Annotated in this window: 20 protein-coding genes and 1 pseudogene; 12 read left to right on the plus strand and 9 right to left on the minus strand. The window is 59.1% G+C overall.

The annotated features are described in order from the left end of the window. The 7 genes and pseudogenes from DI606_RS11500 to DI606_RS11530 form a co-directional block, all read left to right on the plus strand. Nucleotides 1-313, plus strand: a pseudogene (locus DI606_RS11500) (FAD-dependent oxidoreductase); the annotation flags it as partial. Further along, nucleotides 310-1,122, plus strand: a complete 813-nt coding sequence (locus DI606_RS11505) for an SDR family NAD(P)-dependent oxidoreductase (protein WP_293982969.1) — start codon at nt 310-312, stop codon at nt 1,120-1,122. The pseudogene DI606_RS11500 and the gene DI606_RS11505, both read left to right, overlap by 4 nt. Further along, nucleotides 1,119-1,739 carry a TetR/AcrR family transcriptional regulator gene (locus DI606_RS11510; RefSeq protein WP_293982971.1) on the plus strand — a complete coding sequence of 207 codons (621 nt, stop codon included), beginning with the start codon at nt 1,119-1,121 and terminating at the stop codon, nt 1,737-1,739. Before DI606_RS11505 ends, DI606_RS11510 begins: the two co-directional genes overlap by 4 nt. Nucleotides 1,740-1,754: 15 nt before the next feature. Beyond that, nucleotides 1,755-2,981, plus strand: coding sequence for an acyl-CoA dehydrogenase family protein (locus tag DI606_RS11515; RefSeq protein WP_293982974.1), 1,227 nt, complete (start codon nt 1,755-1,757; stop codon nt 2,979-2,981). 99 nt (nt 2,982-3,080) lie between these two features. Next, entirely contained in the window at nt 3,081-4,001 is a 921-nt protein-coding gene (locus DI606_RS11520) for a zinc-binding dehydrogenase (RefSeq protein ID WP_293982977.1), read from the plus strand. 4 nt (nt 4,002-4,005) lie between these two features. Then, nucleotides 4,006-4,587 (plus strand): gamma carbonic anhydrase family protein, encoded by a 582-nt coding sequence (locus tag DI606_RS11525; RefSeq protein ID WP_293982980.1) that lies wholly within the window; start codon nt 4,006-4,008, stop codon nt 4,585-4,587. 10 nt (nt 4,588-4,597) lie between these two features. Further along, the gene (locus DI606_RS11530; RefSeq protein ID WP_293983050.1) at nt 4,598-5,197 is read left to right on the plus strand and encodes a malonic semialdehyde reductase; all 600 of its coding nucleotides are present in this window, start codon (nt 4,598-4,600) and stop codon (nt 5,195-5,197) included. Nucleotides 5,198-5,242: 45 nt separating this feature from the next. Here the strand turns inward: DI606_RS11530 and DI606_RS11535 are convergent, their stop codons facing one another. From DI606_RS11535 to DI606_RS11550, 4 genes are all read right to left on the minus strand, one after another. Then, on the minus strand, nt 5,243-5,623 hold the full coding sequence (locus tag DI606_RS11535) for a VOC family protein (protein WP_293982983.1): 381 nt from the start codon (nt 5,621-5,623) through the stop codon (nt 5,243-5,245). A 15-nt stretch (nt 5,624-5,638) separates the two neighbouring features. Then, entirely contained in the window at nt 5,639-6,859 is a 1,221-nt protein-coding gene (locus DI606_RS11540; protein ID WP_293982985.1) for a cytochrome P450, read from the minus strand. Between the two features lie 91 nt (nt 6,860-6,950). Then, nucleotides 6,951-8,114 (minus strand): acyl-CoA dehydrogenase family protein, encoded by a 1,164-nt coding sequence (locus DI606_RS11545; protein ID WP_293982988.1) that lies wholly within the window; start codon nt 8,112-8,114, stop codon nt 6,951-6,953. Between the two features lie 2 nt (nt 8,115-8,116). Next, the gene (locus DI606_RS11550) at nt 8,117-8,830 is read right to left on the minus strand and encodes a GntR family transcriptional regulator (protein WP_293982991.1); all 714 of its coding nucleotides are present in this window, start codon (nt 8,828-8,830) and stop codon (nt 8,117-8,119) included. A 691-nt stretch (nt 8,831-9,521) separates the two neighbouring features. On the opposite strand from DI606_RS11550, the gene DI606_RS11555 reads away from it, so the two are divergent. Further along, complete coding sequence (locus DI606_RS11555; protein ID WP_293982994.1) at nt 9,522-9,974, plus strand: carboxymuconolactone decarboxylase family protein; 453 nt, start codon at nt 9,522-9,524, stop codon at nt 9,972-9,974. Beyond that, on the plus strand, nt 9,920-10,738 hold the full coding sequence (locus DI606_RS11560) for an SDR family oxidoreductase (RefSeq protein ID WP_293982997.1): 819 nt from the start codon (nt 9,920-9,922) through the stop codon (nt 10,736-10,738). Before DI606_RS11555 ends, DI606_RS11560 begins: the two co-directional genes overlap by 55 nt. Before the next feature lie 39 nt (nt 10,739-10,777). On the opposite strand, the gene DI606_RS11565 is transcribed toward DI606_RS11560, so the two are convergent. The 4 genes from DI606_RS11565 to DI606_RS11580 form a co-directional block, all read right to left on the minus strand. Beyond that, nucleotides 10,778-10,987 carry a hypothetical protein gene (locus tag DI606_RS11565; RefSeq protein WP_293982999.1) on the minus strand — a complete coding sequence of 70 codons (210 nt, stop codon included), beginning with the start codon at nt 10,985-10,987 and terminating at the stop codon, nt 10,778-10,780. 176 nt (nt 10,988-11,163) lie between these two features. Then, complete coding sequence (locus tag DI606_RS11570; RefSeq protein WP_293983001.1) at nt 11,164-12,786, minus strand: phospholipase D family protein; 1,623 nt, start codon at nt 12,784-12,786, stop codon at nt 11,164-11,166. Nucleotides 12,787-13,014: 228 nt separating this feature from the next. Beyond that, on the minus strand, nt 13,015-13,260 hold the full coding sequence (locus DI606_RS11575) for a tyrosine-type recombinase/integrase (protein WP_293983003.1): 246 nt from the start codon (nt 13,258-13,260) through the stop codon (nt 13,015-13,017). A gap of 32 nt (nt 13,261-13,292) precedes the next feature. Further along, nucleotides 13,293-13,943: a TetR/AcrR family transcriptional regulator gene (locus tag DI606_RS11580; RefSeq protein WP_293983006.1), complete on the minus strand. Its 651-nt coding sequence runs from the start codon at nt 13,941-13,943 to the stop codon at nt 13,293-13,295. 217 nt (nt 13,944-14,160) lie between these two features. Here DI606_RS11580 and DI606_RS11585 point away from each other — a divergent pair, with 217 nt between their 5' ends. Continuing rightward, on the plus strand, nt 14,161-14,622 hold the full coding sequence (locus tag DI606_RS11585; RefSeq protein ID WP_293983008.1) for a VOC family protein: 462 nt from the start codon (nt 14,161-14,163) through the stop codon (nt 14,620-14,622). A 153-nt stretch (nt 14,623-14,775) separates the two neighbouring features. Here the strand turns inward: DI606_RS11585 and DI606_RS11590 are convergent, their stop codons facing one another. After that, nucleotides 14,776-15,264 (minus strand): MarR family transcriptional regulator, encoded by a 489-nt coding sequence (locus DI606_RS11590; protein ID WP_293983010.1) that lies wholly within the window; start codon nt 15,262-15,264, stop codon nt 14,776-14,778. Nucleotides 15,265-15,542: 278 nt separating this feature from the next. Between DI606_RS11590 and ectA the strand changes: the two genes are divergently transcribed. Further along, the gene (ectA, locus tag DI606_RS11595; protein ID WP_293983053.1) at nt 15,543-16,022 is read left to right on the plus strand and encodes a diaminobutyrate acetyltransferase; all 480 of its coding nucleotides are present in this window, start codon (nt 15,543-15,545) and stop codon (nt 16,020-16,022) included. Nucleotides 16,023-16,033: 11 nt separating this feature from the next. Further along, a complete protein-coding gene (gene ectB / locus DI606_RS11600; RefSeq protein WP_293983013.1) occupies nt 16,034-17,344 on the plus strand; it encodes a diaminobutyrate--2-oxoglutarate transaminase in 1,311 nt (436 codons plus the stop codon). The last annotated feature ends 2 nt before the right edge of the window (nt 17,345-17,346 follow it).

Consider the following 17,346-nt stretch of genomic DNA (forward strand, 5'->3'; position numbering starts at 1 on the left):
GGCCTATGTGACCCCGATCATGGCAGCGGCCCGGGCCATCGCGCCCAGCGTGCTCGGCACGCCCACGGACATTCGCTTCCCGCCGCTGTCCGTACAGGTCAAGACCACCGCCTATCCTGTCGTCCTGCTGCCCGCGCCCGTCGACGTGGAAGGGCAGTGGAAGGAAGTCGCCAATGACGATCGCGGCATCAAATATCATTATTACGATGCGGACGGGGCGATCCGCGGCTATGTTTTCACGAAAGACTATTGCCAGGAACGCATGGATATGGACCGAGTCCTGAGCGAACAGATAACAGGAGTAGTGGCGTGACGGGATTGGTAAAGAACAAGGTCGCAATCGTCACGGGCGGCGCCAAGGGGCTGGGCTACGGCATTTCCCGCTGCCTGGCGGAGGCGGGCGCAAATCTGCTCATCACGGGCCGGGATGGCGCGGCCGCCGAAAAGGTGGCGGCGGAAATCACCCAGAGCTTTGGCGTGCGTGCCGTCGGCATGTCCGCCGACATGGGCGTGAAGGCCGAAGTGGAAGCGATGATCGAACGGGCCGTCAGCGAATTTGGCGGGCTGGACATATTGGTCAATAACGCGTCGCAGCTTTCGCCCAATGTGTTGCTGGAGCAGAAGACGGATGAGATGCTTCAGCGCACGCTGGAGATCGGAACCTGGGGAAGCTGGTGGGCGATGCGCGCTGCGTTTCCGCATATGAAGGCGCGAGGCGGCGGCTCTATCGTTAATTTCTATTCGATCGACGCCCAGACCGGCGCTTGGCTTCATGCCGATTATAATATGAACAAGGGTGCGATCCTGGGGCTTACCCGGACCGCAGCGGTCGAATGGGGCCGCTTCAATATCCGCACCAACGCCATCGCACCGACCGGCATGGGGCAGGTATTTGCGGAACTCGCGGAAACTGTCCCCGGCTTCCTGGAAATGGCGACCGCCAGCAATCCTCTTAAACGCGCTGGCGACCCGGAAAAGGACATCGGCCCTGTCGTCCTCTTCCTAGCCTCGGAGATGTCACGCTTCGTCAATGGAGAACTGATCAACGTGGACGGCGGTCAACATCTGCCGGGTTATGTGAGCGTGCCGCACAATCTGGCGGAAATGGAAGCCCAGACATGAAGCTGATGCCGCACGCCGACTGGAGCGAAATCGCCGCCACCGATCAGTCGGGTAGCGTCCAGAAGATCATGGACGGCACATTGCGCGCGATCAGTTCCATCGGCGCGCGCCGTCTGTCGATGAGCGACATCAGTGAGAGCAGCGGCGTTTCGCGCGGCACGCTCTATCGTTACTTTGCCTGCAAGGAAGAGGTGCTCGCAGCATTCAGCGAATATGTATGCAGCAGTTTCGAGAAGGGCGTGGTAGAATCAGGCCAGGGCGTCGAGGACCCGATCGAGCGCTTCCGCGCAGTCATGCGCTTCTACAGCCGCTTCACGATCGAGCGCTCGCCAGACGGCATTTTCGAGGTCGAACCGGCCTTCCATCTCCAATTTCTGCGTAGCCATTTCGGGCGGCACAAAGCCGCAGTGCAACGCGCGCTCGACCCTGCATTCGATCATTTCGACAAGCTCATCGGCCGTCGAATCGACCGCGATGCATTTTGCGATACGATCGTTCGCCTGCAACTGAGCACACTTATTATTCCCGCCACTGCGGAGTGGCTGGCAATCTGGAACAGCGCGCCAGACCGTTTGTGCGACTGGGCTTTGCAGATCGCTGGACACCATGTCGATTAAGGAAAGGATGAACTGATGGCTACTGCTCCCAAAATGGACAATGAGATCCAGCGCGGCTTCGCTGAAAAGGCCATCGCTGACGCGATGGTCGAAAAAGCACGCAGCTTCCGCGGCTTCCTCCAAAGCCAGGCGCCCGAAGGCGAAAAGCAACGCTGCCCTACAGCTGCGGTCGACAAGATGTTGAAGGACGAAGGGTTCCTTCGCATGCTTCTACCGCAAAGACTGGGCGGCATGGGGCTTTCCCCTACGGATTTCTGCCGGGTGCAAATGGAAATCGCCAAGGGCGATCCGGCGATCAGCTGGGTGATCCAGATCATTAACGGCACGAGCTGGATCACGAGCCTCGCGCCCGATGGCGTGCAGGATGCGGTTTTCGGTGACGGTCCGCAGCCGGTCTGCGGCGCTTACAACCCCCCCGGCAAGGCTCGCAAAGTCGATGGCGGCTGGATCATCAACGGCAGCTGGCCTTATATGTCGGGATCGCGGCAGTCGAACTGGGCGCAGCAGGGCGTCGTCCTGGAAGGCTATGACGGCCCCGTCGTTCCCGGCATCAGCATGTGCTACCTGCCGATGGACAGCATGACCATTCAGGACACCTGGTTCGTTTCCGGGATGCAGGGCACCGGTTCGGACACAGCGATTGCCAAGGATGTCTTCATTCCTGAAGCCCAGATGGTGCTGATGGATGAACGCGCCGGGCAGATTGACCGCACGAAGCGCCATTTCGGCGCTCCTTCCGATCTCCTGCCCGCCGTACCGGTCGTCCGTACTACGGGCATCGCTCAATTGATCGGCGCGGTCGAAGCCATGCTGGAAATCGTCACCGCCGAGGCCCCCAAAAAGCCGGTGCTGACGACGATCATCGGGCCGCGTACCAAGTCGGGCGCCTATATGCGCGATCTGGGCGAAGCCGCAGCGATGATCGACACCGCAAAGCTGATCCTGTTCGATCTGACTGCCAAGCTGGATCGCGTCGGCCTGGGCGAAGAGTTCACCCTGGCGGAAAAGGCGAAGCAGCGCGCAGGCGGTGCGCAGATGATCGAACTGGTTCACGGCGCCAGTGAATCGCTGATGTTCCAGGCAGGGTCTTCGAGCTTCGCGCTGGACAAGCCGATCAACCGCTACTGGCGCGATATTTCCATGGCGCTGCGCCACATCCAGAATATCCCGACCATCGGTTATGAAATCTATGGCCGCAATCTGACGGAAGCCGATCCCATCTCGCCCCCGGGCGCATATTGAGATCGACACGCCATAATTGAAGCAGGGCTGCCCGTTGAAAAGCGAGCGGCCCTGTTTGCATCTGCGGCTTGACCGCATCTATCTTTCAAGAGGTATGATATGCGCGCTGCGCTGATCGACACGAATGGCAGCTTCGTTCTTACAGAGCATGCTGAACCCGCCGCACAGCCCGGCCATCAGGTGATAGAGGTCTCGTCGGCCGGCATCGGCCCCACCGATCTTATGAGGGCAAAGGGATTTTTTGGCCCCATCGGCGCTGCCTATGTGCCAGGCAGCGAGGGCGTCGGTCGGCTCGATAATGGCCAGCGTATTTATTTCGGCCACAGCAAAGCACCTTTCGGTGCCATCGCCGAGCGGACGTTGGTTCAGGATGAGGAAATCTGGCCGGTTCCCGACGATTTATCCGACGATCAGTTGATCGCCCTTGCCATTTCAGGGACCGGTGCCCTGATTCCGCTGGAAGAAGCAAAAATCGCTCAGGGCGAGTCCGTCCTCATCCTCGGCGCAACCGGTCCGGTCGGGCAAATCGGCGCGCAAATCGCCCGTCTGCTGGGCGCGGGCCGGGTTGTCGCGGCCGCGCGCAACCGGGATCGGCTGGAGGCAATGCAGGCCGCCGGTCACGCCGATGCCATCGCCATATTAGGCGAAGGCGATGACGACGCGGCGTTGAAGGCGGTTTCGGATGGCGGCTTCGATGTCGTGCTGGACATCATCTACGGCCCGCCTGCCGAGGCCGCGATGCGCGCGACCCGCCCCGGCGCCCGAATGATGAGCATCGGTGTCCAGGCCGGGCCCACGGTCGCGCTGACACTGCGCGATCTCGTTTTCCGGAGCCATGTCGGCGTCGGCACCGGCCAGCGGCCCGCCGGCGAGCGCCGCGCCGCCTATGGCCGGCTGATCGACATGGCCCTGACGCAGGGTCTGACCGTCGATACCCGCCGCCATGACTTTGCCGATGCAGAGCAGGCATGGGCAGCGCAGGCAGGCAGCCCCTATGGCAAGATCGTCATAAGCCGCTGACCACATGGGTGCGGCCGCCTATATCGACCCGACGGTGCGCATGTTCGGCGACGTCCGGCTGGGCGACGATTGCAGCCTTTGGCCCTACGCCGTCATACGCTGCGAACGGGCCTATGTGTCGGTCGGGCGGTGCGCCAGCGTTCAGGATCACGCGATGGTCCATATCGGGTGGGATAACCCGACGGTTATCGGCGATTACTGCACCGTCGGTCACCGCGCCGTCGTTCATGGCTGCACGATAGAGCCCGCCTGCCTGATCGGCGTGGGAGCGACCATCATGGAACGCTGCGTTATCGGGCGGGGTTCGATCGTCGCCGGGCACAGTTTCCTGCCGCCGGGCACCATGATTCCGCCCCACTCGCTGGTCATGGGAACGCCGGGTAGGGTGGTCCGCCGGATAGACAAGCTGCGATCGAATGTCGTCGACGCCCTTCTGTATCGCGACAATGGACTTGCCTATGCCGCGGGCGCCCATCGCGCATGGGAACAGTCAGACATGGCAAAGCTGGATGCCGAAGCCGATACTATCCTTGCACGTGAGGCGACAGGCTGGAATAGCAATGGGATAGCCGATCCGACCAAATGATGAGTGCATGATGACCGACACCGCTGCCCTTACCCAAGACATGATGCTCGATCTGCTGTTTCGCGGGGCCAGAACGCACAATGCATGGACCGATCGACCCGTAACGGACGAGACGATACGGGCGATCTACGATCTGGCGAAATGGGGACCGACCACTGCGAACAGCAATCCGGGGCGCTTCCTGTTCATCCGTTCCGCCGCAGCCAAGGCCCGGCTGAAACCTCATCTGAGCGCAGGCAATGTGGAAAAGGCGATGCAAGCGCCCTGTACGGTGGTCATCGCTGGCGATACGCGCTTCTACGAGTTTTACGACAAGCTGTTTCCGTCCCGCGACATGCGCGCCACATTCGAGGGCAACGACGCTCTGATCGCGGATGCCATGGAGCGATCCTCGACCCTGCAGGGAGCCTATTTCATGATGGCGGCCCGCGCACTGGGGCTCGATTGCGGTCCGATGTCCGGTTTCGACAAGACGGGCACCGATGCCGAATTCTTCCCCGACGGTCGGTGGAAGAGCAATTTTCTGTGCAATATCGGCTATGGCGATCCCGCCGGTCTTTATCCGCGCAATCCCCGCCTGGATTTCGAAGATGCCTGTCTGGATCTTTGATCCGCTGGCCTGGGCGTGCGCGAATTGGCACGCCCAGGTGCAGGATCATTCCGGCGCGTAGCAATAGGCGCAGAATTTATTGCCGACGCTGTCCCGCACATAGGCGCCATAAGCGTTAGGAGCGAATGCCCGCAGGCCCGGTGGGCCATCGCATGTGCCGCCATTGCCCAGAGCGGCGGCATGAAACGCATCGACCGCCGCGCGCGACGGGGCGACCAGCCCGATGGTGCCGCCATTGGCATGGGTCGCTTCCCCACCATTGGCAGGCTTCGTCACCATGATTGCCGGTCGATCCACACCCCAGACCGACATGGTTTCCGCGTCGAAAAGCCGCTTCAGCCCCAAAGGCGCCAGAACGGCGTCATAAAAGCCACGCGATTGCTCGACGTCGTTAGTACCCACCGAAACATGTGTAAAAACGCTCATTTTCTCTCCTTCGCTTCAAGCGGCTGTCCAGACCAACGGTAATGCCACAGGCTGGATCATTCCCAAATGGCATTCGACCTGATGACCGGGCGCGATGCGAAATTCAGGAATCCGCGCCAGAAACTCTTCCATCGCGATCCTGAGTTCACGCCGCGCGAGATGCATGCCGACGCAGGTATGAATGCCGAAGCCAAAGCCGACATGGCGCGGGCGGCGGTCAAGCCGAACCTCGGTCGGCGCGTCGAATTCCGCAGGATCGCGGCCGGCCAGCGTGGTCGACATGGCCACCCTGTCGCCCGGCATGAAGCGTATGCCCGCCAATTCCGTTTCCTTCTTGCACGTGCGGAAGGTCGTCACTGCGCCATAAGCGCGCATCAGTTCGTCTATGGCATGGGGGATTTGCGACGGATTTGCCCGCAGGAAAGCCTGATCCTCCTTATCGCTACCCAGATGCCGGAACTGAAGGCCCATGTTGGTGGACACCGTGTCCAATCCACCGACGAACAGGTTGAAAACGAAACCCAGCAATTCGTCGTCCGTCAGCGCACGACCGTCGATCTTCCCCTGGACGCCGAAGGTGATGAGGTCGTTGCGGGGATTGGATCGCCTGTCTTCGATCTCGTCCCCCAGATAAGCGAGCACATTGCGGGTGGCTTCCGCAATCTTGGAGAGGTCGTGATTATGAAGAAGGTTCATCTCCCAATCCATGAATTCGGCGACGCGGTCCAGCGGGAGCCCCATCAGTTCCATGAACACCTTGATGGGAAATTCGAACGCGAACTCGCTCATGAATTCGCATTCGCCGCGCGCAGCGAATGCATCGACATATTCGACGGCATATTGCCGAATCTTATCCTCCAGCGCCGCCATGGCCTTGGGCGTGAAGGCGGGGTTGACCATCTGCCGAAATGGCCCATGGGCCGGGGGATCGAGTTCCGCTGGCGAATTGATCCAGTTGCCCCCGACCAGCTTGGAAAATGGCGAAAAATCCGTCGAGGAAAAATGGTCCGTGTCGAGGTAGATTTCGCGAAGATGCGCCATGCGCCGGGGTACCCAGGCTGGGGTTCCACCCGGATAGGCATGCGTGGCATAGATGATGTCCGGGCCTTCATGCACCTTCATCGTCATGTCGTCGAACGGATCCCTGGTCGTCGTCGTACCGAAGATGAAGGGAAAGTCCGTCCTGACCAGTTCGGACGGCACATGAGCCGGAATCGGCTGCTCGGGAAACATCATCGCTCTCACTCTCCTTGAACGTCCAGCTTTGCACCGTGATCGTTGGTCTTGGGCCACAATGTCACCCACCGGGCTCAAGCACACCTGTCTTTCAGAAGGATCGGGGCAGGCCCAGGCTTTCTGCAATGCCGTTGCGCACCATCTCGTTTGTGATCGGTCCGATGCGCCACAGCCGACTGTCGCGCCAGTATCGCTGCATGTCGGTTTCCGCCGAATAGCCCATGCCGCCCAGAATCTGGATGCCCATGTCCGCCGCCGCATTGGCGTTTTCCGACGCCATCAGCTTCAGCATATTGGCCTCCACCCCCACATTCTCACCCCGGCTTTGCTTGTCGGCGCAGAAATGCAGCATCAATTCCGTCGTCTTCTGCATGGTGGCTATATCGGCGACATAATGCTGCAAGCTCTGGAACCGGCCGATGATGCCGCCGAACGCCTTGCGCTGCTTCATATAGTCGAGCGCATCCTCCAGAACGCCGTCGATCACCCCCAGGCAGAAGGCGCCGACCATGATCCGCTCGTTATTGAGCGTGGGCAGAAGCATGTACCAGGCCTTGTGCGGTTCGCCCAGGACATGGTCGTCGGCGACGAAGGCATCTTCGAAATGGACAGAGCAGCTGCCCATCGACCGCATGCCCAGCTTGGCCAGCGGCGTGATCTTCACGCCTTGCGTCTTGGTCGGCACCCAAAAGAGGGTCAGACCCTGATGCTTCTTCTCAGCGTTCCTGTCGCTGCGCGCGATCACGAGCAAATAATCCGCCACATGAGCGGACGAGGACCAGATTTTCTCCCCATTGATCTTCCAGCCGCCATCGACCCGCTCGGCGATGGTGCTCATCGCACCCAACAGGTCGGTCCCACCCCCCGGCTCGGTAAAGGCTATGGCGGCCTTCAGCTGACCCGTGGCGATCAGGGGAAGATATTTCGCCTTCTGCTCGGCCGAACCGTAAAGTCCGATCGACTTGGAACCGGCGAAGCTGGTGATACCCCAGATCCATGCCAGCCCCCCCAAGGATCGAGCCAGTTCGCGCGCCAGCAGCATCTGCATCACAACATCGCCGCCCTGCCCGCCATGCTCTTCAGCAATGCCGACGCCGTGAAAACCCGCTTCGGTGAATTTGTCCCACAGCGCAAAAGGATACTGATGCTCGTCCTTTTCAAGCGCGCGCGCCCAATCCTTGGGCGCTTCATTATCAACCCAGCGCCGTACCATGTCGCGGAAGGAACGATATTCCTCGGGTAGTTCGAAATCCATTGTCAATCCTTTGGTTTTTTTTGATTCGTTTGGGCGTCGCACAGGTTGACTAGGCGAGCAGCCATCCAGTCGAGATGGTCGAGCACTTCGTCCTGCTTACCGGCCTTGAAGGCACGTAGTATCGCTTCGTGCTGATTGAGACCGCTTGTCGAAAGCGTCGCAATGCCGTGCAGGAATATGAAGCGCGCAATCAGTCCGCGGCGATCCAGTGTCGAGCGTAACAATTCCGGGCTTTCTGACGCCTTGATGAAGATGGTGTGAAAATCGAGGCCAGCGATGATTGCGGCCATATGTTCGCCGCTCTCGATCGCCGCGCGATAACGCGCAATCGTCTGTTCCAGCGCCGTCACCTCGACAGCGTCGATGCCGGGCATGCCCCAGACATAGCCTAATCGCCAGAGTTCGGCTTGCACCCGGATGAGATCGCGCATGACGGCGAAATCGATAGGCGTCGCTCTTTTCAGCCGATGAGCCTCAATCTCGACCAAGCCTTCCGATGCAAGAGTGCCAAGCGCCTCCCGCACCGGTGTCGCGCTGACATTCAGTTCCTGAGCGAGCGCTGTTTCACGCAACAGTGCGCCGGGAGGGATAACGCCTGATACAATGCGCGATCGTAACACGCCCGCTACCGCTTGACGACGCGTCGATGGCGTCAGCAAAGAGGGCGCGGATTCCCACTCTTCATATTTCAATCCGGTACCCTGCATATCCACCATATCTTGCGATTCCATATTCTATAGAATGCGACTATCGACATCGATGTCTCCCTCTCCAGCGATAGGGTTATGTGATTCATCATCCTAATAGGACGCTGGGCTATGCGATGTCCGAAATGCAAAACGCCTCGGGAAGGCTATGGCCGATGGTGCCATATCTGTGGGTACGCGGGCGGGGATATACGTCGCGCCCTTTTATGGACGGCGATACCTACACTGCTGATTGCCGCTCTCCTGGGTGGACGAATTGCGTATGACGAGTTTACCCAGCAGGGGAGCAGTCGAAACAAATATAGCAACGCTATTGAGATCCAGGATCGAGCGGGACGTAGCGCAGCCTTTTCTCGGCTGATGCGTGACGCGGGAGAAACCTGCACTAACACGACCAAATCCCTTTTCAGGGGGGATATCGGCCCTAATGCAGCATGGGCTTTGCGCTGCGAGGATAGCGGCGATTGGCTTGTGCTTATAGCATCCAACGGCGCAACGCGCATCGCCAGTTGCGGCCCGCTCGACAAGGCAGGCACTCCTTGTTGGACCCGTCTTTAGGCCTTTCCAGATTTTTCGTTTCATCGGGGAACGGCCGGTTTTTGAACATGATAGCTCGGGATTTTTCTGCATCTAATAGTCGTTGCGCCATAGGCGCCCACCCTATGCCAAGATAGATTGTCACGACGAGAGAGGATCGATCATGGGTGAAAAACGCGAACAGGCCATGCGGCTTCTGCGACAAATGCTCGCTCCTGAAATCTTGTCGCAGTTGGCAAAAGGCCCGACAGGCCCAAAGTTTGCCAGCGACCTTGGCGAAATGCCCATGAACAATATCTTCGAGCCGCTGTGGACCGACAACACGCTTGATCCACGAACGCGCAGCTTTTTTACGATTGCATTCCTCATTGCGTTGCGATCGACCGAACAGCTTGACATTCATTTTCCTGCCGCTGTCCGCAACGGTGCCACGTTGGATGAGCTGGAGCAGGTCATCTATCAGCCTAGCGGATATGTGGGATTTCCCGCAGCTCACAGCGCCCGGAGTGTAGCAATAGCGGCGTTGGGACGCGCCGGCATGTTTAATAGAGGTGAAATGTCATGGATAATTTGCAGGACAAGGTTGCCGTCGTCACCGGCGCAGGAAGCGGGATAGGCCGTGCCACCGCACTGGCGATGGCCAAACGCGGGGTGTCGATACTCGTTGCCGATATCAACGAGGCCGGAGCAAAAAACGTGGCAGCTGAAATCACGGCCGCTGGCGGCATGGCCAGCGCGATCCAATGCGACGTAGCAGACGATACGGCCTTCGAAATGCTTCGGCAGGAAGCGCTCTCGCATTTCGAACGCGTCGATATCGTCATGAACAATGCAGGCGGCATGACCAGAGGGCTGCCAGAACATGTTCCGCTGGACGAATGGCGCCGCGTCCTCGACATCAATCTGCTATCGGTCGTGCGCAGCAATCTGGCGTTTCTGCCCCATCTGATCGCGCAGGGTAGCGGCCATATCGTGAATACGGCATCGTTCGCCGGGCTGATGACCTATTCGTTTGATCGTCTGGCTTACTCTGCGGCCAAAGCGGCGATCGTCCAAATTTCAGAGGGCCTCGCCATCTATCTGCGCCCCCAGGGCATCGGCGTAACTGTGTTGTGTCCTGGGCCTGTCAAGACCAACATCATGGCCGGGCTTCGGTCCTTCGGGCCGCCGACAGATACGCGAGGCCCGGGCCCGGCATTCGATCTCATGCCAGCGGAAGAGACAGGTGAAATGGTGGTGAAGGCTATTCTCGCCAATCGGTTCATGCTTCCCACGCACGAACATGTGCGCGATTTCCTAGTCGATCGGGCAAGCGACTGGGATGCCTTTATCGAACGACAGATCGACGCCCCCCATATCGTCGCCCGTGCGACCCGATAAACCAGGGCCAGACCCGCGCGCGGGTCCGGCCCTCCCCCTTCAGACGCGATAGCCCAGTTCGATGCCGTACATGCCTAGCTCATTGTTCAACGGGGTAAATATACCGAGGCTGGCCGACTTAGCATAAGCGCATGTGTTGTCGAGCAGGTTGCGTACGAACGCCGCCGTCGTGCGAGCCGCTACCGCCGATACCGACCCATCCCAGCCGAGCGTTGACATTTTCGTAGACAGGGAAAGTGTCGTTGCCATTGAAGAAGCGGCTATGCTGGTAACTATCCTTATTCAGCACAAGTCCCGGCGGCACTCGACCGTTGGCTATCGCAGCCCCATAGATTTCGAACGGTACGCTGGTATAGCCTGATTGAGCCTATCTCGGTGTCCGCCAAACCGGCAGCAGGCCACATTTCGCATGAGCGCAAGCAAGTTCATAGCAACCACTGGATAGGCAGCATCCGGCCAAGCCCGACGATAGCATGATCGATGAAGCGCATGCCCGGTTCGCGAACATGTGTAATTGACCGCTCTGCGGCGTGCTCGATCCAGTTGATTGCGCCGTTCTCGCTGAGGGAGAGCCTGTATGCGCGAGCCGGAACGTCTCTGGCGAGAGTGTCTGCCGCCAGACCCGCCAGTTCCGGGCTATCGATCACGAAGCCCATTTCCGTATTCAGGTCGAAGGACCGAGGATCGAAGTTAAAGGAGCCTATAAAGAGGCGCGTCCGGTCGACAGTGAAAGTTTTGGCGTGCAAGGTCGATGCGTGCGAACGCAGAGCCGCGCTCGAGCCGGTTCCAGATCCGCGCAGCTTGCTGCCTATGCCGAGACGGGCGCCCCTTCGCCGATCCCGTTTTGACGGTAAACCCGCATCGCCGCAAAGTTCGAACAAGCTGACACCGGCTTTAAGCAGGGGCATTCGAGCAGGCGCATATCCGGCATGGACCATGGCGACGTCGTTCGCAGCATAGGCATTGGTCAGCACGGAAACTGCAATACCGCGCCGGGAAAGATCGGCCAGCGTCCGCGTGCCCCGTTCGCCTGGCACGAAATAACCAGCGATGATCCCCAGCTCCCGTTCCGGCTGGCCAATCACGGCTTCAAGCTTCCCAGCAAGCAACCCATTATCATCCGCAATGCCAAGTGCTTTTGCCGGATCATCGCTCAACATGCGGACCGGACACCATATGAGATCGATATCACCCTCCATCAGATCCCTGATAATCGGCAGGGTAGCCAGTCGCTCGACGAAAGCTCGCGCCCAAGGATCCTGCTCTACGATAGAGGCGCGTGTCACAAGGCGCCGGATAACCCGAATGCTCGCGCGCGGCAAAATCTGCCATGCTGGATAGGCCGAGGCGCACGTCCAATAGCGTTCGAAATCTCGTACGACATGAGGCACCACCGCACCGATCGCCATCACATCAAGATCGGCGAACAATCCGCCGTCCTGCGCTCCAAAATACTCGTCGCCGATATTGCGCCCGCCAACGATGGTCACCGCGCCATCGACTGTGAAACTTTTATTATGCATCCGGCGGTTCAGCCGACCAAAATCGGTAACAAATCCAAGCGCTTTCGGAAAGCGGATTCGAAAGGGATTGAAAAGGCGGATTTCGACGTTCGGGTGACTATCAAGCGCCGAAAGGACGGGATCCAAGCCTGAGATACCGTTGTCGTCAAGAAGAAGGCGCACATGCACGCCGCGTTCTGCCGCCTTATACACCGCTTCAAGCATAAGCGTCCCGGTGCGATCACCGTGCCAAATATAATATTGTAGGTCGACCGACCTTTCGGCGTGCTTCAGAAGCAGCATGCGCGCCGCAAACGCGTCATGGGCGTCTGCTAGAAGATGTACGCCCGACAGCCCCGGGTGCCTTGCCGCTCTTGCATTGATTTGGCGTCCCAGAGCCGTATGCGCGGAATCTTCCCAAGATGATTTCAATCCATCAGCCAAGCGCTGAGGTAGGCGACTTGCCAGCCTGAGGGCAGCGGCAATTGCCGCCACAGCGACAACGCTAATGGCCGTTGTTCTGAAAAGCTGAGTATTCATCGTCATCGAAGACGCCCACATCGCTTGACGCAGGCGGGCTTAAAATCTTTTACTCGATACATGGCAAAGCAATGCTTCACGGAACATTTTGTTTCGCTTATGCAGCGTTTTCTCACCTGAGGCCGGATGTAAACGTCGAGTGCGCCAAGCATGATGCTTCAAATGGAAGGCAACGTGCCTATTATTGGGAAAATCGGAAGCGCCCGCCGGAGGCGTAGCCGATCGTGGAGAGGTTCAAAAAGGCTGGACTGCCCGAAGTGCTGACTTTCGATGCCGACCCATCTTAGACGCTAGCTTAGCCAGCGTCATCGCATAATCGCTACGCCCAAGCAGTTCGCGCACGATTTTGAGATCGACCCCGCCAATGACCAGCCGCGAGGCGAAATGGTGGCGCATGTCGTGCCAGCGGAAGGCAGTGACGCCTGCATCCTTTAGGAAATGCCGCCACTCAAAATTGATGTGATCGGACCGCTGGCTCACGTCGTTTTGTCCGGCGCTATCGGCTGCGCCCTTTAGAAGGAACCCACGGACGGAGTAAAGGCTGCAAGCGCCACGCCGGCGCACCCGTTCAGAAATAGATCCACCGCATTTTCGGCAGAAGCCCGGCTATCGCGATAACGCTCGGCGCTCGAAGGCTCCAATATGACATTGTTGGTAAAAAAGATGGTCTGGATGAAATGACGGGTAAGAAAAGGCGCATCACCGCCGGCGAGCATCTGCTTTTCGAGCATATCATGGAAATATTCCTGCAACGGAGCGCCCTCGTCCGATCGCAATATGTCTAGGCAGCGCCCACTGATGTCAGGATGGGTTATGGAGGCGCTCAGCAACACCCGCACGAATTCATAGAAGGGGCGAGTGCCGAAGACCGGACGAAGCATGCGGCGGATATGCTGTTCGGCAAATTCCACCAGAACGTCGCGAACCGGACAATCCCTTCGCAGAAGCGCCCTCGACATGACAGGGTTGGTCCCCGCCGCATCGATCATGCACTGCGCGAACAGGTCCACCTTGTCGCCGAAGAGTTGATAAATGGCAACTTTGCCCACCCCTGCGGCTTGTGCAATGTCGTCGACCGTTGTTCCTGCGTAGCCGCGATCCAAGAATATTTCGGTGGCCCGATGAAGAATTCTGATGCGCCTTTGTGGAGAGTCCGCCTCCATTCGCTACGGAACCTGAGCGAGCGTTGCAAAAAGCAGGAATGTTTTAAGCCGCACGGCAGCACAGAGAGCCATTGCCAAAACTTCCCATCCCTATCGGACTATTATCTCGACCGTCCTTGTCTATGCCTGCTTTTACCACAATTCTCCTACCATCGGAAAGGGTGCCGATCGTTGGCAGCCTCTATCTTCCTTCAATCGACTATGGAGAGATCTGAGGATGGATGGATCAGCAGGTGCATTCGGACCATTGTTCCAAATCGGTTACGTAACCCGGAATATTCAGTTCGGCCTGGCGACATTGGACGGGATGGGCGCAACCCGCATCGACCTGCTCGAGGATTATCGAGATACTGACGGCAATCCCGTTATGATACGCGCGCTTTCCCACCTTATGCTGGGGGATATCGAGATCGAATTGATCGAACCTAGGCCGGACTGGCCGTCCGTTTATCTGGATGCCCTGCCTGACCGCAGCGACCAGATTGCGCTTCACCATCTTGGCTATCGTCAACCAGATGTGAAAGCATGGGAGGAAGTTCGCGAGCGCGCCCTTGCCAGCGGTCTTTCCATCGCGATGGAAGGTGCTACACCGCGTGCTCGCTTTGCCTATCTGGACACATGCGACAGTGTCGGCCATTTCACGGAGATTGTATTTCGCGAAGAATCCGCCTCCGTGTGATGCGAACCTGAAAAGGTCGCGCCAATCCTTGAACGACACCGTTTCGTAAAGCGCCAGCAAGTGAGAAAAGCTTGCTGCCCGTGTCCGCGGTAATTCCAGACATATTCTCCGCCGGGAGCGGCGCAGGTGCGCCACTCCGCACGTCAACCGGCGTCATTGCGGCTCCGTGCGATCGATCTGTCCGCTATCTAGCAACGGCGCCGCATCGATGTTCTGAGCATCCATCAACATAGCGAGCCGCTCGGTTGCAGCCAATATCATGGCCCGCTCCCACATGGGCAGAGCTTCAAACCGATCCGTAAACCGCATTTGCAGCGGGTCCGGCGCATCGGCCAGCGTTTTGATACCTTCCGGCAGGAGGCTAAGGTGAAACTGGCGTTTGTCGGCTTCACTGCGCTCGCGCTGGACCAAACCAAGAGATACGAGGCGATCCACGACAGCTGTAATTGTCGCCTGGCTGAACTGGACGGCCTGCGCGATCGCAGAGGGCGTGGATGTCCCCCGCAAGTCAATCTCGCGCAACACCAGGAGTTGTGAGGGCGTAAGGCCGGTCGCCGCAGCCAATTGGCGGCTTCCAGTTTCGGTGGCACGCAGGACGCGCCTTAGCGCGCGCAGGGTAAGCGTTGAAAGTTCGGCATCCATGGATTGCACCATAGCCGGAAAGGCCGATTGCCACCAATTTCCTTGTGGCGATCAGAATATTAATTCAGTCAATGAAACATAATTTCCTGCAGCGGGTTGAAAGCCATACCGCAATGCGGCATATTATGGCCGTTCTCGCCGGGGTCAATTGAAGGCTCTGGAGCAAAATATAATTCGGGAGATAAACAATATTTAATCCAAAAGCCACAGCGGCCGCTGCGCCGCCACGGGCTTCTGCGCGCTCCGAACAGGATGGGGAGCAGGACTTCGTGTTTCGCATGCCTGCCGCCACCGATGGCCCAGCCATCAGCGTATTGATCGCCGCCTGCCCGCCGCTCGATCGCAATTCGGCCTATTGCAACCTGCTCCAATGCACCGATTTCGCCGACAGCTGTATCGTTGCGGAGTCCGATGGCTCGATTGTCGGCTGGGTATCGGGTTATCGCCCACCCGCCGCGCCCGACCTATTCTTCGTCTGGCAAGTCGCCGTGTCGCCTGCTGCGCGGGGGCAGCGCTTGGCTGCCCGGATGATCGACGCATTGCTGGCCCGCCCGCAGCAGGCAGGCGTCACGCATCTGACGACCACCGTCACGGACGACAATCGCGCATCCTGGGCCCTATTCGAAGGGTTGGCGCGCCGCTGGAACGCCCCCTTCGAGAGAACCGCAAGGTTTGAGCGCGAGGCCCATTTTGCCGGTGCGCATGCCACCGAATGGCAAGCGCAGATCGGTCCGCTGCCGCAGCCGTCACGCTCTTAAGGAGATATCATATGACCGTCACTATCCACCCTAAACCGACAGACTCCATGCCCGACACGGCCATTTACGAACGGCGGGAATCCGTGGTGCGCAGCTATGCTCGCGCCATGCCCCGTCAGTTCGACCGCGCTCAGGGTGTGTGGATGCACGACAATCAAGGCGGTCGCTACCTGGATTTTCTATCGGGATGCTCGACGCTCAACTACGGGCATAATCACCCGGTACTCAAGAGCGCGCTGATCGACTATATCGCCCATGACGGCATTACCCACGCGCTCGACCTGCATACAGATGCCAAGGCGGATTTTCTAGGCGCGCTGGAGGACGTAATCCTCAAGCCTCGCGGACTCGATTATCGCGCCATGTTCACCGGCCCGACCGGCACCAATGCCGTCGAAGCTGCGATCAAGCTGGCGCGTAAGGTCACGGGGCGCGAACTGGTGATCGCCTTCACTAACGGGTTTCACGGGATGACCCTGGGCGCGCTTGCTTGTACCGGCAATGCTGCCAAGCGCGGTGGTGCGGGCGTACCGCTCAGCCACGTCGCTCACGAACCCTATGACGGCTATCACGGTGCCGAGGTCGATACCGCCGAATTGCTGGAACGGCGATTGTCCGACCCGTCGAGCGGCCTTGATGCACCCGCCGCCATATTGGTGGAAACGGTCCAGGGCGAAGGCGGTCTCAACGCTGCATCGCCTGGATGGCTGCGCCGGATCGCAAACATTGCAAAGCGTCACGGCGCGCTGATGATCGTCGACGATATTCAAGCGGGGTGCGGCCGGACGGGCCATTTCTTCAGCTTCGAAGGAATGGGGTTTACGCCCGACATCGTCACCATGGCGAAATCGCTGTCGGGCATGGGTCTGCCCTTTGCGCTGACCCTGTTCCGTCCGGAACTCGACCAATGGTCGCCTGGCGAACATAATGGCACTTTTCGCGGCAACAATCACGCCTTCGTGACAGCCACAGCCGCGTTGCGCCATTTCTGGAGCAATGACGCCTTCCAGAAGGACATTGCCCGCCGTAGCATATTGCTGGAGCGCAGATTGGAGGCGATGGCGGCCGAACATGGCCTCTCCACCCGAGGTCGCGGCATGATGCGCGGCCTGGACCTGGTGTCCGGCGACATCGCCCAAACCATCACCGCCGCCTGCTTCGCGCAGGGGCTCATCATAGAAACCAGCGGCGCGCATGACGAGATCGTCAAGGTTCTGGCGCCCCTCGTGATCGAGGACGCCGTCCTGTCTGCCGGTCTCGACATTCTCGAGCGGAGCGTTCGTTCCGCCTTGGCCGTCACCTATGGCGTCGCCGCAGAATAAGA

Source organism: Sphingobium sp., assembly GCF_003248505.1.
In the GTDB taxonomy this organism is placed as follows: Bacteria; Pseudomonadota; Alphaproteobacteria; order Sphingomonadales; family Sphingomonadaceae; genus Sphingobium.

Bases quoted from the DNA above. Each gene is read 5' to 3' on its own strand.
- DI606_RS11590 (WP_293983010.1), bottom strand. From the start codon at position 15,264: ATGGATGCCGAACTTTCAACGCTTACCCTGCGCGCGCTAAGGCGCGTC.
- DI606_RS11525 (WP_293982980.1), top strand. From the start codon at position 4,006: ATGGGTGCGGCCGCCTATATCGACCCGACGGTGCGCATGTTCGGCGAC.
- DI606_RS11535 (WP_293982983.1), bottom strand. From the start codon at position 5,623: ATGAGCGTTTTTACACATGTTTCGGTGGGTACTAACGACGTCGAGCAA.
- DI606_RS11530 (WP_293983050.1), top strand. From the start codon at position 4,598: ATGACCGACACCGCTGCCCTTACCCAAGACATGATGCTCGATCTGCTG.
- DI606_RS11515 (WP_293982974.1), top strand. From the start codon at position 1,755: ATGGCTACTGCTCCCAAAATGGACAATGAGATCCAGCGCGGCTTCGCT.
- DI606_RS11585 (WP_293983008.1), top strand. From the start codon at position 14,161: ATGGATGGATCAGCAGGTGCATTCGGACCATTGTTCCAAATCGGTTAC.
- DI606_RS11555 (WP_293982994.1), top strand. From the start codon at position 9,522: ATGGGTGAAAAACGCGAACAGGCCATGCGGCTTCTGCGACAAATGCTC.
- ectA (WP_293983053.1), top strand. From the start codon at position 15,543: ATGCCTGCCGCCACCGATGGCCCAGCCATCAGCGTATTGATCGCCGCC.
- DI606_RS11510 (WP_293982971.1), top strand. From the start codon at position 1,119: ATGAAGCTGATGCCGCACGCCGACTGGAGCGAAATCGCCGCCACCGAT.
- ectB (WP_293983013.1), top strand. From the start codon at position 16,034: ATGACCGTCACTATCCACCCTAAACCGACAGACTCCATGCCCGACACG.
- DI606_RS11520 (WP_293982977.1), top strand. From the start codon at position 3,081: ATGCGCGCTGCGCTGATCGACACGAATGGCAGCTTCGTTCTTACAGAG.
- DI606_RS11565 (WP_293982999.1), bottom strand. From the start codon at position 10,987: ATGGCAACGACACTTTCCCTGTCTACGAAAATGTCAACGCTCGGCTGG.
- DI606_RS11545 (WP_293982988.1), bottom strand. From the start codon at position 8,114: ATGGATTTCGAACTACCCGAGGAATATCGTTCCTTCCGCGACATGGTA.
- DI606_RS11580 (WP_293983006.1), bottom strand. From the start codon at position 13,943: ATGGAGGCGGACTCTCCACAAAGGCGCATCAGAATTCTTCATCGGGCC.
- DI606_RS11550 (WP_293982991.1), bottom strand. From the start codon at position 8,830: ATGGTGGATATGCAGGGTACCGGATTGAAATATGAAGAGTGGGAATCC.
- DI606_RS11540 (WP_293982985.1), bottom strand. From the start codon at position 6,859: ATGATGTTTCCCGAGCAGCCGATTCCGGCTCATGTGCCGTCCGAACTG.
- DI606_RS11570 (WP_293983001.1), bottom strand. From the start codon at position 12,786: ATGACGATGAATACTCAGCTTTTCAGAACAACGGCCATTAGCGTTGTC.
- DI606_RS11560 (WP_293982997.1), top strand. From the start codon at position 9,920: ATGGATAATTTGCAGGACAAGGTTGCCGTCGTCACCGGCGCAGGAAGC.